The 17,572-nt window shown below is 44.3% G+C and carries 15 protein-coding genes and 1 pseudogene; 3 read left to right on the top strand and 13 right to left on the bottom strand.

Annotated elements, in window-relative coordinates:
• Positions 1-255: 255 nt before the first annotated feature.
• From ACI39P_RS09795 to dprA, 6 genes and pseudogenes are all read right to left on the bottom strand, one after another.
• Positions 256-744: a hotdog domain-containing protein gene (locus tag ACI39P_RS09795; RefSeq protein WP_439720488.1), complete on the bottom strand. Its 489-nt coding sequence runs from the start codon at positions 742-744 to the stop codon at positions 256-258.
• A gap of 337 nt (positions 745-1,081) precedes the next feature.
• Positions 1,082-2,014, bottom strand: a complete 933-nt coding sequence (tsf, locus tag ACI39P_RS09790; protein ID WP_439720487.1) for a translation elongation factor Ts — start codon at positions 2,012-2,014, stop codon at positions 1,082-1,084.
• A 193-nt stretch (positions 2,015-2,207) separates the two neighbouring features.
• The gene (gene rpsB / locus ACI39P_RS09785; protein WP_439720486.1) at positions 2,208-2,924 is read right to left on the bottom strand and encodes a 30S ribosomal protein S2; all 717 of its coding nucleotides are present in this window, start codon (positions 2,922-2,924) and stop codon (positions 2,208-2,210) included.
• A gap of 199 nt (positions 2,925-3,123) precedes the next feature.
• Complete coding sequence (topA, locus tag ACI39P_RS09780) at positions 3,124-5,250, bottom strand: type I DNA topoisomerase (RefSeq protein ID WP_439720491.1); 2,127 nt, start codon at positions 5,248-5,250, stop codon at positions 3,124-3,126.
• A gap of 67 nt (positions 5,251-5,317) precedes the next feature.
• Positions 5,318-5,563, bottom strand: coding sequence for a DprA-like winged helix domain-containing protein (locus ACI39P_RS09775; RefSeq protein WP_439720490.1), 246 nt, complete (start codon positions 5,561-5,563; stop codon positions 5,318-5,320).
• A 6-nt stretch (positions 5,564-5,569) separates the two neighbouring features.
• A pseudogene (dprA, locus tag ACI39P_RS09770) lies at positions 5,570-6,262 on the bottom strand (DNA-processing protein DprA); the annotation flags it as partial.
• A 343-nt stretch (positions 6,263-6,605) separates the two neighbouring features.
• Between dprA and ACI39P_RS09765 the strand changes: the two are divergent.
• Both ACI39P_RS09765 and ACI39P_RS09760 read left to right on the top strand, forming a co-directional pair.
• Positions 6,606-8,141, top strand: a complete 1,536-nt coding sequence (locus ACI39P_RS09765; protein WP_439720485.1) for a YifB family Mg chelatase-like AAA ATPase — start codon at positions 6,606-6,608, stop codon at positions 8,139-8,141.
• Between the two features lie 15 nt (positions 8,142-8,156).
• The gene (locus tag ACI39P_RS09760; RefSeq protein WP_439720484.1) at positions 8,157-8,834 is read left to right on the top strand and encodes a DUF1275 family protein; all 678 of its coding nucleotides are present in this window, start codon (positions 8,157-8,159) and stop codon (positions 8,832-8,834) included.
• 35 nt (positions 8,835-8,869) lie between these two features.
• Here ACI39P_RS09760 and ACI39P_RS09755 read toward each other — a convergent pair whose 3' ends face one another.
• Genes ACI39P_RS09755 through ACI39P_RS09725 form a run of 7 tightly spaced genes read right to left on the bottom strand, consistent with a single transcriptional unit; the run spans position 8,870 to position 16,645 of the window.
• Positions 8,870-11,965, bottom strand: a complete 3,096-nt coding sequence (locus tag ACI39P_RS09755) for an SbcC/MukB-like Walker B domain-containing protein (RefSeq protein WP_439720483.1) — start codon at positions 11,963-11,965, stop codon at positions 8,870-8,872.
• Complete coding sequence (locus ACI39P_RS09750; protein ID WP_439720482.1) at positions 11,962-13,095, bottom strand: exonuclease SbcCD subunit D C-terminal domain-containing protein; 1,134 nt, start codon at positions 13,093-13,095, stop codon at positions 11,962-11,964. The genes ACI39P_RS09755 and ACI39P_RS09750 overlap by 4 nt, the downstream gene beginning before the upstream one ends.
• A 53-nt stretch (positions 13,096-13,148) precedes the next feature.
• Positions 13,149-14,192: an alcohol dehydrogenase gene (locus tag ACI39P_RS09745; RefSeq protein WP_439720489.1), complete on the bottom strand. Its 1,044-nt coding sequence runs from the start codon at positions 14,190-14,192 to the stop codon at positions 13,149-13,151.
• Between the two features lie 28 nt (positions 14,193-14,220).
• Positions 14,221-14,811 carry an NAD(P)H-dependent oxidoreductase gene (locus ACI39P_RS09740; RefSeq protein WP_439720480.1) on the bottom strand — a complete coding sequence of 197 codons (591 nt, stop codon included), beginning with the start codon at positions 14,809-14,811 and terminating at the stop codon, positions 14,221-14,223.
• A gap of 12 nt (positions 14,812-14,823) precedes the next feature.
• Positions 14,824-15,747: a PfkB family carbohydrate kinase gene (locus ACI39P_RS09735; RefSeq protein WP_439720479.1), complete on the bottom strand. Its 924-nt coding sequence runs from the start codon at positions 15,745-15,747 to the stop codon at positions 14,824-14,826.
• Positions 15,748-15,772: 25 nt separating this feature from the next.
• A complete protein-coding gene (locus ACI39P_RS09730) occupies positions 15,773-16,210 on the bottom strand; it encodes a DMT family transporter (protein ID WP_439720478.1) in 438 nt (145 codons plus the stop codon).
• Between the two features lie 12 nt (positions 16,211-16,222).
• Positions 16,223-16,645, bottom strand: a complete 423-nt coding sequence (locus ACI39P_RS09725; RefSeq protein ID WP_439720477.1) for a DMT family transporter — start codon at positions 16,643-16,645, stop codon at positions 16,223-16,225.
• A 161-nt stretch (positions 16,646-16,806) separates the two neighbouring features.
• On the opposite strand from ACI39P_RS09725, the gene ACI39P_RS09720 reads away from it, so the two are divergent.
• The gene (locus tag ACI39P_RS09720; RefSeq protein WP_439720476.1) at positions 16,807-17,547 is read left to right on the top strand and encodes a nucleoside phosphorylase; all 741 of its coding nucleotides are present in this window, start codon (positions 16,807-16,809) and stop codon (positions 17,545-17,547) included.
• Positions 17,548-17,572 lie beyond the last annotated feature (25 nt).

The following is a 17,572-nucleotide window of genomic DNA, read 5'->3' as shown; positions in this document are numbered from 1 at the left end:
TGCCATCTACTGAACGGCAGGAATTAAATTTGCGAAAAATTATTGACACTATCTTACCAAATGGTAATGTACAAAAGAAAACTGCTATACTGAAAAAGCAGAAAGGCTCAGTAACGAATTAAAACCAAATTATGATTTCAAATAAAAAAGGGCAATTTCCTTCAATAAGAAGAGAATTGCCCTTTCCTATTTTTTTACATTATTGATATTACCAAATTGCTATTACCAAACCAAACAAATTATAAGCACATTTTTTTAGAGACCTTGAAATAAAAAATGCAACAGATTCAAGTTCTCCTTTCTTGTGATCGTATTTTTAAAATTGTGAGGACCTCTCTGGTCTTTCTTCGCAATGTACAGGCTGCCTGTTGCTCTGCCGCACAGTACGGGAGGTTCACAAGCTGTTGCTGCTGTGCCGGGTGTTTCCACGCCGCTCAGGTCTGCATCTGTTCTGTCCAGCTGTGTTGTAATCTTCCATGCTTCAAATTTGCAGGTATAGGACTGATTGCCTACTTTTTCGATCCAACCATGATATTCCATGAAGTCACCTACATATACAGGAGACAGGAATTCGATTTTTTCGTAGCCCAGGAACAGGCTAATGTCGCCGTCTACATTAACCATCAGCTCTGTACCAACATCGCCCCACTGGTCTACAATTCTGGCACCATTTACCAGACCGCCAACATAATGTGCATCTTTTGCGCTCATTATCAGATGATGTACTACCTTTTTACCTACCATATACACTTCCTCTTTGTTCCGTTATCTAGAATGATAGTATAATATTAAGAACTTTTTGTAATTTCATTATATAGAACAGCATTCCATTTTTTAACAAATTGTCTCAAGGCAATTCGATACTTTCTTCTTGATCTGCTTTTCTTACAAAAGATATCAATCAGATATCTTGCCAAAGCAAAATAACAGAAAAGGGTACTATTATTGTTTGCACAATAAACAGTACCCTTCTTACTATTTCACTTACTAAAATATAATAAATAGCCACTAAATATTCAATTATTTAAGAACTGAAATATCATACCTTCAGCGAAAAGACACCATATCCTATTTATCGAAATTAGTTCATTGCTTTTGCAACTTCATCAGCAAAGTTTTCTTCTTTCTTTTCCATACCTTCGCCTGTTTCAAAACGAACGTATCTTGTGATTTCAATAGGTGCGCCAACTGTTTTTGCTACAGAATCAATGTACTGCTGTACAGACATATCTGTATCTTTTACATAAGGCTGTTCAACCAGGCAGAATTCTTTCAATTCTTTTTTCAGTCTGCCTTCGATCATCTTAGCAATGATGTTGTCAGGTTTCTTAGCGTTTTTAGGGTCATTCTTTGCCTGTACTGTCAGGATTTCTGTTTCTTTTGCGATGAAATCAGCGGGAACATCTTTTTCGGAAATGAATTTAGGGTTCAACGCTGCAATCTGCATAGCAATGTTTTTGCCCAGTTCAACCAGTTCGTCTGCTTCATTTTCGCAAGCCAGTTCGATCAGAACGCCGATTCTGCCGCCGCCGTGGATATAGGAAACCAGTTTGCCAGCCTGTGCTTTTTCATATTTTTCAAAACGTCTGATGTTCAGGTTTTCACCGATTACAGCTACCTGCTGAGACAGTGCTTCTTTAACTGTGAACTGAGGATCCAGATCCCATTTTTCTGCGAAGAAAGCATCGATGTCTGTTGCTGTTGTTTCGGAAGCCTGTTTTGCAACTGCTGCAACATAGTCTCTGAATACCTGATTCTTTGCAACGAAGTCTGTTTCAGAGTTAACTTCTACGATAGCACCAATTTTATTGTCATCGCTCAGGAAGATTTCAACCATACCTTCGGAAGCGATACGGCCAGCTTTTTTCGCGGATGCAGCCAGGCCTTTTTCTCTCAGCAGTTCCACTGCTTTGTCCATGTTGCCGTCAGCTTCTGTCAGCGCTTTTTTGCAATCCAGCATACCTGCGCCTGTCATTTCTCTCAGTTCTTTTACCATACCTGCTGTAATAGCCATGTTTTTTCCCTCCATATTTCCGTTGTCTTCATAAAATATCTGTATAGCTTCGCCTTACTCCGGTTGCCCTTGCAGGCTCACAGCCCTTCGGGCTATCCTCATTTGCTCTGCAAATGAATTTTTAGCGCTTTATTCAAAAAGAAAGAGCTTCAGCCCGTTTTAGGCTGAAGCTCGGGCAAATGCCTTTTTCAAATTATTCAGCTTCTACTGTTTCAGCTGTTTCCTGTTCACCCTGTTTGGATTCCAGAACTGCATCAGCTACTTTGGAAGCGATCAGTTTTACCGCACGGATAGCGTCATCGTTACCGGGGATTACATAATCGATTTCATCGGGATCGCAGTTTGTATCTACGATAGCTACTGTGGGGATACCCAGTGTGTGAGCCTCCTGAACAGCGATTCTTTCTTTTCTTGTATCAACGATGAACATCATATCGGGAACTTTTTTCATTTCCTTGATACCGCCAACGTTTTTCTGCAGTTTTTCCATTTCATGCATCAGTTTTGCAACTTCTTTTTTGGGCAGTACATCGAATGTACCGTCTTCCTGCATTTTTTCCAGATCTTTCAGTCTTGCAATTCTTGTTTTGATTGTTGTGAAGTTTGTCAGCATACCGCCCAGCCATCTCTGGTTAACGTAGTACATACCACATCTTTCAGCTTCTTCACGAATACATTCCTGTGCCTGTTTCTTTGTACCTACAAACAGGATTTCGCCGCCTTCTGCGATGCAGCTGCAGATTGCTGCATAAGCTTCATCTACTTTTTTAACTGTTTTCTGCAGGTCGATGATGTAGATGCCATTTCTTTCTGCGAAGATGTATTCAGCCATTTTAGGGTTCCATCTTCTTGTCTGGTGACCAAAGTGTACACCAGCTTCTAATAACTGTTTCATTGAAATTACGCTCATAGCGCACCTCCTATTGGTTCATCCTCCGCATCCTTACCGTAGGATAACTGACCCTTGTCAGCACCAATCCTCTCTCTGGGGATACGTGTGTACTAAAAGTTACCTATGGGATTATAGCACATCAGAAATCAAAAAACAACTACTTTTCCTCATTTTTTTGAAAAATAAGAGAAAAAATAGTTGTTCTTTTCCATTCCAATTACTCTGTGCCCTCTTCTATCGGTTTTTCTTGTACAAAGCCACACTTCGCATTGGAACATACGATCTTCGGATTCTTTTTGCCCTTTTCTTCTAGGAAAGAACCGCATCTGGGACATTTTTCCCCGGTCGGCTTATTCCAGCTCATGAAGCTGCATTCATCCGGATTATGCTCGCAGCCGTAATAAACACGCCCTTTTTTGGTTTTTTTAATGAGAACCTTCCCGCCGCATTCCGGGCAATTCACACCGGCTTCTTCAAAATAGGGCTTTGCATTTTGACATTCAGGAAATCCGGGACATGCCAAAAATTTACCGTATCTGCCATATTTGATGACCATTTTTCTGCCGCATTTTTCACAGATGACATCGCTTTCCTCATCCTTGATCTCTACTTTTTCCAGCTTTTCTGTGGCATTTTCCACGCTTTCTTTAAAGCCAGGATAGAAATCACGGATGATCTGTTTCCATTCTTCCTTGCCCATTTCCACATCATCCAGACGTTCTTCCATGTGAGCTGTAAAATCAATATCCACAATATCAGGGAAATATTCTTTCATAATATCATCCACCAATTCCCCCAATTCTGTAGGGAAAAGATTTTTCGCTTCCTTTGTCACATAATGACGGGCCTGAATCGTTGTCAAAGTAGGCGCATAGGTAGAAGGTCTACCGACGCCGATCTCTTCCAGGGTCTTGATCAGGGAAGCATCTGTATATCTGGCAGGGGGCTGGGTAAAATGCTGCTCCGGCAGCAATTTATCTGCCTTCAGCTTATCTCCTTCCGAAAGCTTAGGAATGACTTTTTCATCTTCTTCCTCCCCTTTGTTATAAACTTCCAGGAAACCGGCAAAACGCAGTCTGGAACCGGATGCCCGGAAATTATACTCCCCTGCTGTCAGCTTGACAGAAAGGGTATCATACAGAGCAGAGCTCATCTGGCTGGCAACAAAGCGTTCCCAGATCAGCTTATAAAGGCGATACTGATCTTTGGATAAGGAATCCTTGATGCTGTCAGGCGTTCTGTTCACATTTGTAGGGCGGATCGCTTCGTGGGCATCCTGTGTTTTCCCCTTTGATTTATAGATGATGCGTTCAGGATTTACAAAGGCATCCCCATATGTTTCTTTGATAAATGCCACTGCTGCTTCATAGGCTTCATCAGAAATACGGAAAGAGTCTGTACGGATATAGGAAACCAGACCGACAGTGCCCTCTCCTTTCACATTGACCCCTTCATACAGCTGCTGGGCAATCATCATGGTTTTCTGGGTCGCCATGTTCAGGTGCTTGCTGGCCTCCTGCTGCATGGTACTTGTAGTAAAAGGCGCAACGGGCTTTTTCTGTCTGCTGCCTGTTTTCACCTCTGTAATCTCAAACTCTTTACCTTCCAGAGCGGCCAGCACTTCGTTTGTTTCTGCTTCATTGGCAAGCTCCATTTTCTCATCATTTTTACCATAGAATTTTGCCTCAAAGCCTTTGCCGTCTGCATCTTTCAATTTGACACCCAGTGTCCAGTATTCTTCCGGAATGAAATCTCTGATCTCATCCTCTCTGTCGCAGATGAGACGCAAAGCAACGGACTGCACACGGCCGCCGCTCAGCCCCTTCTTCACCTTTTTCCAAAGCAGATTGCTGATGGTATAGCCCACCATTCTGTCCAAAACACGGCGTGCCTGCTGGGCATCTACCAGATCCATGTCAATATCTCTGGCTTCCGTAATCGATTTTTTCACTGCTGTTTTTGTGATCTCGTTAAATGTAATACGACTAATGGGCTTTTCATCCCCAAGATTGAGGGCGTGAAGCAGATGCCAGCTAATGGCTTCCCCTTCACGGTCCGGGTCAGTTGCCAGATATACTTTATCAGCAGCTTTCGCATCTTTGCGCAGCTTGCTCAAAAGCTCCCCCTTTCCGCGAATGGTAATATATTTCGGCTCAAAATCATTTTCAAAATCAATCCCCATCTGGCTTTTCGGCATATCGCGGATATGCCCCATGGATGCTTCAATCTTGTAATTGCTTCCCAAAAATTTGCCAATGGTGGCAGCTTTTGCCGGAGATTCAACGATCACAAGATATTTTTTTCCTGTTTTTGCGGCTTTTTTCGCCGTTACTTTTTTTGTCACAGGTTTTTTTTCTGTCGGTTTCTTTGTTTCCGCTGTGGCTGCTGTTGCCAAACTTATCACCTCAATTTCAACTTTCTCTGATATAGCCTGCCTGGGGAACTTTTACGATATACCCCGACAATTCCAACAGAGATAAGATATATTGCACTTCCTGAATTTCTTTATGCAGCTTTCTGCACAAGGCTTCCGCCTGAACCGGCGTATCAGCTTCAATCAAGTCGTAAACTTCTTTTTCTTCCGCGGAAATATGCTCCGCTGTTTTAGTCTGAAACTTTTCTTTTTCTTCTTCTTTGTAAGTAATCCCCAAAGACATCAAAATATCTTTGCCCTCTGTAATGATGGGACAGCCCTGTTTGATCAGAGCATTTGTGCCATAACTCAACGCACTGGTGACATTCCCCGGAACAACATAGACATCTCTGCCATATTCCAGTGCCATATCCGCCGTAATCAGCGTACCGCTTTTCTTTCCCGCTTCAACTACAACCACCATTTTACTCAAACCGGCAATAATACGATTTCTGGCAGGGAAATTGCCGGGTACTGCCGGCATACCAGGCGGATATTCAGAAACAATGCAGCCATTTTCTATAATACGTTCCATCAATTCCCGATTCTCAGAAGGATAGCAGATATCTACGCCGCAGCCAAGAACCGCAATTGTCTTGCCTCCGCCATCCAGAATGCCTCTATGCCCTTCGCTGTCGATTCCTCGGGCCATGCCGCTGACAACAATGACATTTGTCTTGCCCAAATCTTTCGCAATCTCATAGGCAACCTTTGCGCCGTAGCGGGATCATTTTCTGGCGCCGATGATAGCTACTGTATCAATCTCATCATCGGGCAGCTCTCCTCGTACATAAATCCCCAGAGGAGGATGATAGATTTCTTTCAGCATTTTAGGATAACGGGGATGCCAATAGGAATAGAAATCGATCTGCTTCTCCTCCAGCTCGATGATCCATTCATTCAATTGACATTCATCTCTGGATGCAATGAGCAATTCACCCATTTTATCCGGGAAAGCCTTCCTGATTTCTGCAGGTTCTGCATACCAGATGGCTTCCGCACTGCCGAAGTGTTCCAGAAGCTGCTGTGCCCGTTTAAAGCCAATGCCCTCTATGCGGGACAACCACATTAGATAAAATTCTTCCATGCGAACACTCCTTCCCCTTTTCTGAGTTACGACCTATACTATAAATCCTTTCCTATTAAAATTCAATACCAAATTTTTTTGAACAACGCAATTTCAGCAAAAATAACTTATTATATAGTAGGAATTTTGATATCTGATTGCACTTTTTGGTAAAAGTTGATATGATAAAAACAAATTTCTAAGAAAAGAGGCTGAAAAAATGCTTTCTATCATAAAATCAGCTGCCCTTATGGGAATCGACAGCTATCCTGTAGAGGTTGAAGTAGACCTAAGCAACGGTCTGCCTGCATTTGATATCGTCGGTCTGCCCGATTCTGCTGTAAAAGAATCCCGGGAAAGAGTGAGAACTGCTATCCGTAATTCTAATTTTTCCTTTCCGGTAAAAAGAATCACGGTCAATCTTGCCCCTGCCGATACAAAAAAAGAAGGGGCTTCCTTCGATTTGCCCATCGCTTTGGGCATTCTGTCTGCCTGTAATCTATTCCCCCATGCTCAACTGGAAGATGCCATTATCACCGGAGAACTCTCTTTGGATGGTTCTGTCCGCCCTGTCAATGGCGTTCTGCCTATGATGTATGATGCTTATCGCAGAGGTGTTTTCAAATGCTTCGTTCCTGCGGAAAATGCTGCTGAAGCGGCTTTGGTGGAAGGGATGACCGTTTATCCCGTTCAAACGATACAGGAAATTGTGAATCACCTCTCCGGCAAAAAACAAATCACACCGTTTCAAACAACAACCGATCCTTTCCGTTCTCCAAAAGAAGAAGCGTTGGAAAAACTGGATTTTGCCCATGTAAAAGGACAGGAAAATGCCAAACGTGCCATGGAGATTGCCGCAGCGGGCGGTCATAATATCTTATTGATCGGGCCTCCCGGTTCTGGGAAATCCATGCTGTCAAAGCGTTTGCCTACGATTCTTCCTGATTTGAGCTTTGAAGAAAGCATTGAAATTACAAAAATTTACAGCGTGGCCGGTTTGCTAAAAGAAAAGAATGCCCTTGTGAAAACAAGGCCCTTCCGTTCTCCGCATCATACCATTTCCGCCTCTGCCCTGACCGGCGGCGGACGGATTCCCAGACCAGGGGAAATTTCTCTGGCACATCATGGCGTTCTTTTTTTGGATGAATTGCCGGAATTTCAAAGAAACGCTCTGGAAGTCATGCGTCAGCCTTTGGAGGATGGCAAAGTTACCATCGCCCGTGTCAACGGCACACTGACCTTTCCTTCTGATTTCATGCTGGTAGCGGCCATGAATCCATGCCCCTGCGGCTATCTTGGCAACAGTGAAAAATGTCATTGTTCTGCCAATGAAATTATGAAATACCATCGAAAGATCAGCGGCCCTTTGCTGGATCGGATCGACCTAATGGTAGAAATGCCCCCCGTAGCTTACGAGGACTTAGATAATGCCACCCCTGCCGAATCCTCCGCATCTATCAAGGAAAGAGTTGTTCGTGCCCATAAAATTCAGTTGGAACGCTTCAAAAACGATGCTATTTTCTTCAACGCCCAAATGAATGCCGCACAGATTGAAAAATACTGTTCCCTGCAGCCGAAAGATAAAGAAGTTCTGCGTACCGCCTTTGAACGGATGGAACTGAGCGCAAGAGCATATCATAAAATATTAAAATTAGCCCGTACCGCAGCCGATTTGGCAGGAGAAGATCAAATTTCTCTGAAACACCTGCTGGAGGTGCTCCAATATCGTTCTTTGGATCGAAAATATTTGTTATAAAGAAAAGAGGCCTTTATGATGATATATTCTAAGCGTCAAATGTCAGATTCATTCCTCATTGCTTCCATGCTGGCGATTGTCGGCGGCTTTTTGGATGCCTATACCTATGTGGCAAGGGGGCATGTTTTCGCCAATGCACAGACAGGCAATATCGTTCTGTTTGGGCTGCATCTGGCGGAGGGAGAATGGCTGCAGGCTCTCTCCTATTTCATTCCCATCACTGCCTTTGTGCTGGGGATCTTCGTAGATGAATGGATCAAAAAATTCGTTCTGCCCCTGCCAAAGATACACTGGCGCCAAATTGTTCTGCTTTTTGAAATCCTGATTCTATTCATCGTAGCCTGGCTGCCTTTAGGCGGTACAAATGATTTGGTGGCCAATACATTGGTTTCCTTCGTATGTTCCATGCAGGCGCAAAGCTTCCGCAAGGTTCATGGCCTGCCCTATGCCACCACCATGTGTACTGGGAATCTCCGCAGCGGAACAGAGATGTTCTTCCGCTATACCCAAAGCAAAGATAAGGAACTGCGGAGCAAAAGCATAAAATATTATGGCGTGATTTTTTTCTTTATTTTGGGTGCCGGCATAGGTGCCCTGGTAACCAAGCACAGCGGAAATCTTTCAGCTGTATATTGCAATATCCTTTTGCTTTTGGTCTGCGGGCTGCTTTTTATCCGAAAGGAAGATAGATGAAAAAAGCTCTACACGAATCATGTAGAGCTTTTCCTTTATCCTTTTATTTCGACAGTGCTGCCGGCACTGCCTTTTTTTACAATGATCTTCTTTTCAATGGTTTCTTTTAACTCGGAAACATGAGAAATGATCCCCACCAATCTGTCCCCGTAGGACAATTTCTGCAATACTTCCACAGCCTGTTCTCTGGAATGGTCATCCAAAGAACCAAAGCCCTCATCAATAAACATCGTATCAATACGCACACCGCCAGCGTATGCCTGTATCACATCAGAAAGCCCCAAAGCAAGGCAAAGGGATGCCTTAAAAGCTTCCCCGCCGGAAAGAGAACGAACCGAGCGGCTCTTCCCGGTGTAATGATCCAGTACTTCCACCTCCAGTCCCGCCTGAGAACGTTTATTTGCTGCTTTTTGCAAATGGAGCAGAAGATATCGTCCTTCTGTCATATCCTTCAAGCGCAGATTTGCCGCCCGCAAGATCTTCTGGAAATAAAAACCCTGCACAAACTGTTCAAAAGCAATCTTGTCTTTTCCCGGCAGTTCGCCGTTGGCTGTTCTGGAAAGTTCAGAAATAGGCAAAAATTCTTTTTCTGCTTTTTCCCTCTGGGCCAGTTCTTTTTTTGCATTTTGCAGCAAATTGCGCAGAACCGCTGCTTTCCCGCGGGCTTCATCCGCTGCCGATTTGAAGCCTTCCTTTTCTTTGGAAAGCTCTTTTTTGGCTTCTTCCAAAGCAGTGAGTTCTTTTTTTTCTTTCTTTTCACATTCTTGCCGCAGCCCTTCCGCCGTCCGCTTCAGCAATTCCAAGTCTACAAATAACTTTCGGTTTTCTGCTTCGGCCTGTTCCAAAGCAGAGCGCTTTGTCAGGGCAGAAGCATAGTCTGTCTGCGCCGCAAAGCCATTTTCTGCAAGCGCCTGCAAAAAATTCTTTTCTGCTTCTTCCAGTGTTTTTCCTGCTTCTGTTGCTTCTCGTTCTGCCTGTTCCTTCAAGGCGATGGCTCGTTCCTTTTCCTCTCTGCATATCTGCACAGCATCATTCAGGCGGGATTCTGCTTCCTCTGCCCGGGAAAGTTCTCCCTGCAAAAATGCACATTTTTCCTGCAATTGGGAAACGGAGGTATCTCCCAGTTGTTCCTGCAGCAGCCCGTATTCCCCCTGCTTTTGCCGAAAAACAGAAGTCACCGTCGCTGTCGCTTCTTCCAGCTCTGCAACAGTCTTTTCTGCCCCTGCAATCGTCTTTTCCAATTTTTCTTTTTTGGGGCGAAGGGCTTCTATCGAAGCAAATTCTTTCTGCAAATTGAGAAGTGCCTTTTTTTCCTCATGCAGCGCAGCTTCCGCAGTTTCCTTTTCCGCTTCTAACTTTTCCGTAGCAACGCCTATTTGTTCGCATCCCGCCAGAAAAGTTTCTTTCAGCAAAGTCAGCTTTTCTCTTTCTCCTTTTCCTTGCTCCGAAAGTGTCTGCCGCTTTTGCGCTGCGGTTTCCAAAAATGCTTTTTTCGCTTTCCACTCCGCTTCTGTAGGGGCGGTTCCTGTCAATTTTGCCTTATCCGGGTGATGCATGGAACCACAGACCGGGCATGCCATACCTTCTTCCAGCCCTTCTGCCAAAAAACCTGCCTGTTCTCGCAGAAAAAGGGTCTCTGCCTGATCGGCATCTTCCTTCGCCAGCTTCCATTCTGCCTCTGCCGCAAAATAGTTCTGCTTCAGTTTACGCAACGCTACATCTTTTTTCAGAATATCCTCTTTTTGTGCCAAAAGAGTTTCGATACTTTCAATTCGCGCGTTTTTTTGTGCTGTTTCCTGTTCCTGAAGTTTGATCTCCGCAGAAAGCTTCTCTAATCCAAAAAGACTGTTGCTCCATTCTTCCAGTTGCTTCTTTTGCTCCGTCAGCCGTTCTTTTTTTTCAGAAAGCTGTTCTTCCAACGCAGCTTTCTTTTGGGAAATGCTTTGCAGTTCCTTCTCCAGGGCTTCTTTCTGCTGATAGCGTTCCTGTTCCTCTGTCAATTTGCGAAGCAGATTTCGCTTTTCTTCCAGCTGTGGCTTTTCCCCATCCAAAGCCTGCTTTTGCAGAGAAAATCCTGCCAGCTTTTTCTCTGCTTGCTTCTGCTTTTCTGCATTTTCCGCAAATTTTTTTTTCCAGTTTGTGCAGGCTTCTTTTGCTGTTTGCAGCTTTTGTTCCAAAGGATAGACGATATCCAATGCAATTCGCTGTTTTTTCAGATAGGCTGTCTCTGCTTGTTTTTTTTCTGTCAGTGCTTCCTGGTTCAGCCAGTTTCTACGGGCATCGGCTTCTCTTGCAAAAAGCTGCTCCGTTTCTTTCCCTTCGGTAATCTCCCTTTCCAATCGGTGCAATTCTTTCTCTATTCTTGCCACTTCATCTTCCGCTTTTTGTAATGTCTTTTCCATCATATCCAGAAGTTCTTCCTGTTCAGAAAGGAGTTCTTCCCCGCGGAAAAGGTCGCTTTTTTCCAGATTCTCTCCTGTCATTTGTTTCAGATACTGCAAAAGGCGTTTTTCACTATCCTCCAAATCAAGACGTTTTTCTTTTTCCGCTTCCTTCAGCCGCTTCTGGAAATCTGCAAACAGATCCGTATGGAACACCTTACGGAAAATGCCGCCTCTCTCTGCACTGTCAGCATAGAGTAATTTCAAAAATTCCCCCTGGGCAATCATGCAGATCTGCTTGAATTGTTTGGCATCTACTCCAAGCAGCTTCTCGATCTCATTTTTCACAGGCGTAAAGCCTGTTGCCAAAGTCTCCTTCTCGTGTCCTTTTTCTTGGTACAGAGCCGCTTCCGCTGTTTCCATCGTCATGCCATCGCCGCGCAGTTTTGGTCTTTGATAAGCAGGATTCCGCACCACCCGATATTGCTTTCCCATATGGGAAAAAATGAATTCTACATAGGTCTTTGTAGTAGGCTGAGCAAAATCGCTTCGCAGACTATCAATCCCACGATTGGAACCGCTGACCTCCCCAAAAAGCGCAAAGCATATGGCATCGAATAAAGTCGTTTTCCCGGCGCCTGTGTCACCGCTGATCAAAAACAGGCCTTGTTTTCCTAATTTTTCAAAGGAAATCTCCGTTTTTTCTGCAAAGGGACCAAAGGCCGAAATGGTCAAATATAATGGTTTCATGCTTCCTCCTCCAATCCTTTCCAGATTTTCTGCAGCAATTTTTGCTGAACTTCATTCATTTCCTTATCATTCTGCTTTTCAAAGAATAGGGAAAATAACTCATCAGGTCGAATATCTTCTGTATCTACATTTATTTCCTGTTCGTATGTCATTTCCCTTTTATCAAATTCCAGGGTCATCAAATTGGGATAAACACTCCGCAGCTGCCCGACGGGGTCCAGCAAAGCCTCTTGGTCTGTCAGGATGCAGCGGATATAATCCTCTGAACCTCCCATATCCTTTGCCGCTTTGAGCAATTCCCGCAAAGGCCCTTTGATCTCCCGAAAATGCCGTTTTGTTTCCAAGGGAATAAAATCAAAAGTGATATCCCCTTTTTCTTTCAATGTCACCACAGTAATGCCTTTCTTCTGGCGAATTTCTGAAAAAGAATAAGGCATCAGGGAACCTGCGTAGCGTACAGTATCCTTTCCCATGGGCTGTGGGCTATGTAAATGCCCCAAAGCCGTGTAATCAAAGGGAAAAAACAGACTGGCATCAATCTCATCCACGCCACCCAAAGAAAGCGTCTCTGAATCACTGCGCTCCGCTGTGCCTTTCCATGTTACAAATTGGTGGGCAAGGATAATATTTCTTTTGGAAAAATCCACTTCCGCCTGTTCCAGCAGTGCTTTTGCCGCTTCTGTGTAAGAAGAAAATACAGTATCTATAAACAACCCATTCGCATGGGCAGGTTTAAAAAATGGCAGCAGCCAGATATCCACAGTTCCAAAGGCATCCGTTTCCGTAAAATGTTCCATTTTTTCGCTGATGCTGCCCGCAATATGGATATTATTTTTTCCGAAGATATTCTTCCCAAATTCCAGCCGCTGGGCAGAGTCGTGGTTACCCGCAATCAGATATGTATGCAATTCCCGTTTGGCAAGTTCCGTCAGAAAATCATCCAGCAGGCGTACGGCTTCTACCGGCGGTACGGGCTTATCATAGACATCTCCGCTGATCAAAAGCACATCCGGCTTTTCTTCCTCTATTCTGCCCAATATCGCACAGAGCAGTTCTTTCTGCTCTTCCAACATAGAAAAATCATATACCCGCTTGCCCAGATGCAAGTCGCTGATATGAAAAATCTTCATAGAACCCCTCCTGACAAAAACGGTATAACTTTCGTTATACCGCTTCTACTCCATTATCGTTCATAAGGTGTAATAACCCATTTGATGACACCATCTAATTTGTTTTCAAAGATACGGTAGCCTTCCATGATATCGTTCAATGGTCTTTTATGGGTGATAAGACAGCTTGTATCGATTTTACCGCTCTGCACCATGGTCATAATATCGTCACAGGAATTGGCATCCACACCCCCTGTGATAAAAGTCAGATTTTTGCCATACATCAGGTGCAGAGGAATAGAAACTGCCTCTTCATACAGGGCAACTACAACCACAATGGCATTAGGTCTTGCCACTTTCCAGGCCATTTCAAAGGTATCCATTGTACCAGCTACTTCAAAGACACGGTCTGCCCCCCGGCCTTCTGTCAGTTTAAGCACTTCCTCTTCCACATTGCTATGTTTTGGATTCAAAATCACATCTGCAAGCCCCTGCGCTTTCGCCAACTGCAATCTTTCGTCGCTGATATCTACAACAATGACCTTGGCAGGGCTATAGAGCTGAATGCTCATCAGGGTACACATCCCCGTAGGGCCTGCCCCCAGAACAACAACAGTATCCGCAGGCTTTAAACCAGCCACCTGGGCTGCCCAATAGCCTGTTGCCAAAATGTCGCCATTGAACAGAGCCGCTTCATCTGTCACATCCTCAGGAATCAGTGTCAACGCCTGATCCGCCATCGGAATGCGGGCATATTCTGCCTGCCCGCCATCAATACGGCAGCCCAGCTCCCAGCCGCCATGGACACAGTTATTGACATAGCCTCGCTTACAGAAATAGCATTCCCCACAGAAGGTTTCCACATTTACAGAAACACGATCACCAACTTTGAATTTCTTCACACCTGCACCTGCTTCTGTGATGATACCAACAAATTCATGCCCTAAAACGGTATTTTCCTTTGCTCTGGGCACCGCACCATGTTTGATATGTAAATCACTGGAGCAAATGGAAGAAAGCGTCACCTTCACCACAACATCTGTATCCTTTTGGATTTGTGGCATGGGTCTGTCCTCTAAAACTACTTCGCCCTTCCCTTTATATACAACAGCCTTCATCATATTTTCCATTCTTCTGCCTTCTTTCTTAAAATGTTTTTGCGACTTCTGCTGCACGCCCTTTGGCCTGCCCCAAAAGCTCTTCCACAGGCCATGCACCAATATCCAGGCCTTCCGCTGCTACACAGTCATAGCGGTCGATCCCAAAGAATCTGCACATCTTTTCCAGATAAGCAGAGCCCATTTCCATATCAGAATCAGCATAAATGCCGCCTCTGGTTGTCAAATACACCATATGATCTGCCTTACAAAGACCAACCAGGCCTTCTGCACCGCTGTGAAAAGTAATCCCATCCACGCACAAGTTTTCAATATATACTTTCAGCAGCGCGGGAAAGCTCAGATCCCAGAAAGGCGCCGCAATGACAATTTTATCTGCTTCTGCAAACTGGTGGGCATAGCGGAAACGAGGGTGTTCCATTTCACCGGATTCCAATAATCTTTCCCGCCGGAAAAAGAACCCATCGCAAAAATAGGAAAGATTTTCATCCATCAGGCAAATCGTTTCGATTTTATATTCTCCTGTTTTTTCCAATTCCCCAATAAAAAAATCTGCCAACTCCTTTGAGCGGGAACCTTCCCTGCGGATGCAGCAATCTACAAACAATACTGTTTTCATCTCAAATCCCCCTTAATCAATCTTTTCTACCGGCAATTCTTTTAATATGCCGTTTTTCAAAGCTTCTTCCAAATCCACCTTCATAGGAACAGAGTCGGCTGCGCCCTTTTTGCCAATGGCAATGGCGCTGGCCGCGCTGGCCAATTGCAGCGCTTCTGGCACTGTGCCCCCATTCAGCATGGAATACAAAAAATACCCGCTGAAGGTATCCCCTGCAGCTGTGGTATCGACCACATTCACCCGATGACAGGGAATGCTGTATGTTTCCCCCTGATGACAGCAGCATGCACCGCGGCTGCCCAATGTCAGCAGAATGCTGCAATGGGGATATTTTTCTTTTAAAATCGGCAGGATATCATCTTCCGGTCTGCATCCGGCAATCTGGCTCCCCTCCACCTCGTTGACAATGAGCCAATCCAGTTTATCCAAAGGATAGCCCAATACTTTTTCATTCATGGGGGCAGCGTTCAAAGCTGTCTGCAAGCCCCGTTTATGGGCTTCTTCAATAATATACCCCACCAAATTTGTTTCATTCTGCAGTAAAACCAAGCCTTCATTGCCAAAGGCATTCAGTGTTGCATCAATATATTCTTTTGTCAACATTTGATTCGTGCCACCATAAAGAAGAATGCAGTTCTGCCCCTTCCGGTCTACCTGAATGATCGCGTGCCCATTGGGCTGATCGATGGTCTGCATAAAAGAGACATCTACACCGTTTTTTTCCAATTCTTTTACCAGCATGTCTCCGCCGGAACCAACAATACCCGCATGATAAACTGCATTGCCTGCCTTCGCCGCCGCAATGGATTGATTCAGCCCCTTCCCGCCGCAATTGATGAACAGATGTAAAGAGGACATCGTTTCTCCCGGCAATACAAAATGATCTACATCATATACATAATCCAGATTTAAAGAACCAAAATTCAAAATTTTCACTGCAAAATCCTCCTTTTTTCGGCAATCAAGCTGATTTTTCTTTCAGTTTGTCTCTCCAGGCAATCCCTACGATAATCAGGAAAATACCTGCTACGCGAATCATGCTGAATTCTTCAAAAAATATATAATCCAATACAATCGATGTGCTAAGCTGACCAATCAGCATCAATACAGAAGAAAGCATCGCCCCTGCTTTTGGCGTACCAATCACAAGAAAAATCATAGCGACCAAACCGCAGAGTGCCCCCAAATAAAATAGAAGAGGGACTTCTTTCACATGAGCCCATTTCAGCTCTGCTCCATTTCCCGTCAGAAAAATCAATACAAAGGCGATGATCGTTGCTTCCACATAGTTGATAAGGGTACCATTGGTTGTCCCCAGGCATTGCTTTGCCTTTACATTCGTCATACGGTTGAATGTATTCAAAAACCCATTAGCAATCGCCGTCAGATAAAAAATCATCGATTCTCCCCCTTACCCGTTTACAACACATAAAATACCTGCCAATACCAAAAGATAGCAAGGCAGTTGTTTCAGCGTAAATTTCTGTTTTTCCACGCCAAACCAACCAAAATGATCCACCATTGCAGAAGAAACCATCTGTCCAATGACGGAAAGGCTCATCATGGCCGTTGCGCCAATGCGAAGCGTTACCCAGCTGCTGGAGGCAACCATACTGACGCCCATAAGTCCTACTAAGTAGACATACCAGGGCGCCCCGCGGAAAGAAAATTTCTTTTTTTCTTTTCCTTTAATATATACCATCAAAAGTATCATTGCGATGATGTGCACGAAAAAGCAAATGCCAAATAAGCTGTAATAATTTCCCAGCTGTGCATTCAGAGAAGTCATACACCCCTGCAAAATGCCCGCCAATACCAGTAAAAGGATATACATGTTTCTTCCTCCTCACCCTTTTTCCTTCGTATTTCAGTATAACATAACATGGTATATTCTTCAAATGCTTCCCAGCAACAGAGGGCTTACATTGCATTTTTCCTGAAAATCGTGTAAATTGGTAGTAATCGCATCAATTTTGTTTTAAAGGAGGAAAAACCATGGGAAATGTACAGCCTCATATCCAGTTAGACGAAAGTATCAACGCAAAATATGCACTTCTGCCCGGCGATCCTGCCCGTTTAGATCGTATCGCCCCTTATTTGGAAAACGTGCAGGAGCTGGCCTTCAATCGGGAATATCGCTCTTTGGTGGGTGAATACAAAGGGGTTCGTATCCTTGCGATTTCTACAGGCATTGGCGGCGCATCCACAGGTATTGCCATAGAAGAACTGCATAATATTGGCGTAGAAGGAATGATCCGAATCGGCAGCTGCGGTACTTTGCAGCCAGAATTAAAAGTAGGCGATCTTCTCCTCGTAAATGGCGCTGTTCGCGATGATGGCGCATCCAAAGCGTATATTGCCCCTCAATATCCTGCTATACCAGATGCAGAGCTGCTCTTTTTCTGCATGGAAGCGGCAAAAGAAAACGGATTCCCCTATCATATCGGCATTGCCAGAAGCCACGACAGCTTCTATACGGGAGAGGAAAGTAACATCTATTCCTACTGGGCAAAGCAAGGTGTTTTCGGCTCTGATATGGAAACAGCAGCTCTTTTCACCATTGGCCGTTTGCGGGGTATCAAAACTGCTTCTATCCTCAATAATGTGGTTCCTTATGACGGAGATACTTCCGAAAGCATCGGCAATTACGTAGACGGAGAAAATCTAGCTATGACAGGCGAAAAAAATGAGATTATCACCGCATTGGAAGCCTTCGTAAAATATCATAATCGGTAAAAGAAAAAGTCGGGGAAACTTCCCC

Source organism: Anaerotignum sp. (genome assembly GCF_051877975.1).
In the GTDB taxonomy this organism is placed as follows: Bacteria; Bacillota; Clostridia; order Lachnospirales; family Anaerotignaceae; genus Anaerotignum_A.
Note: the sequence above shows the minus strand (reverse complement) of the source record. Positions and strands in the feature narration are given on the sequence as shown.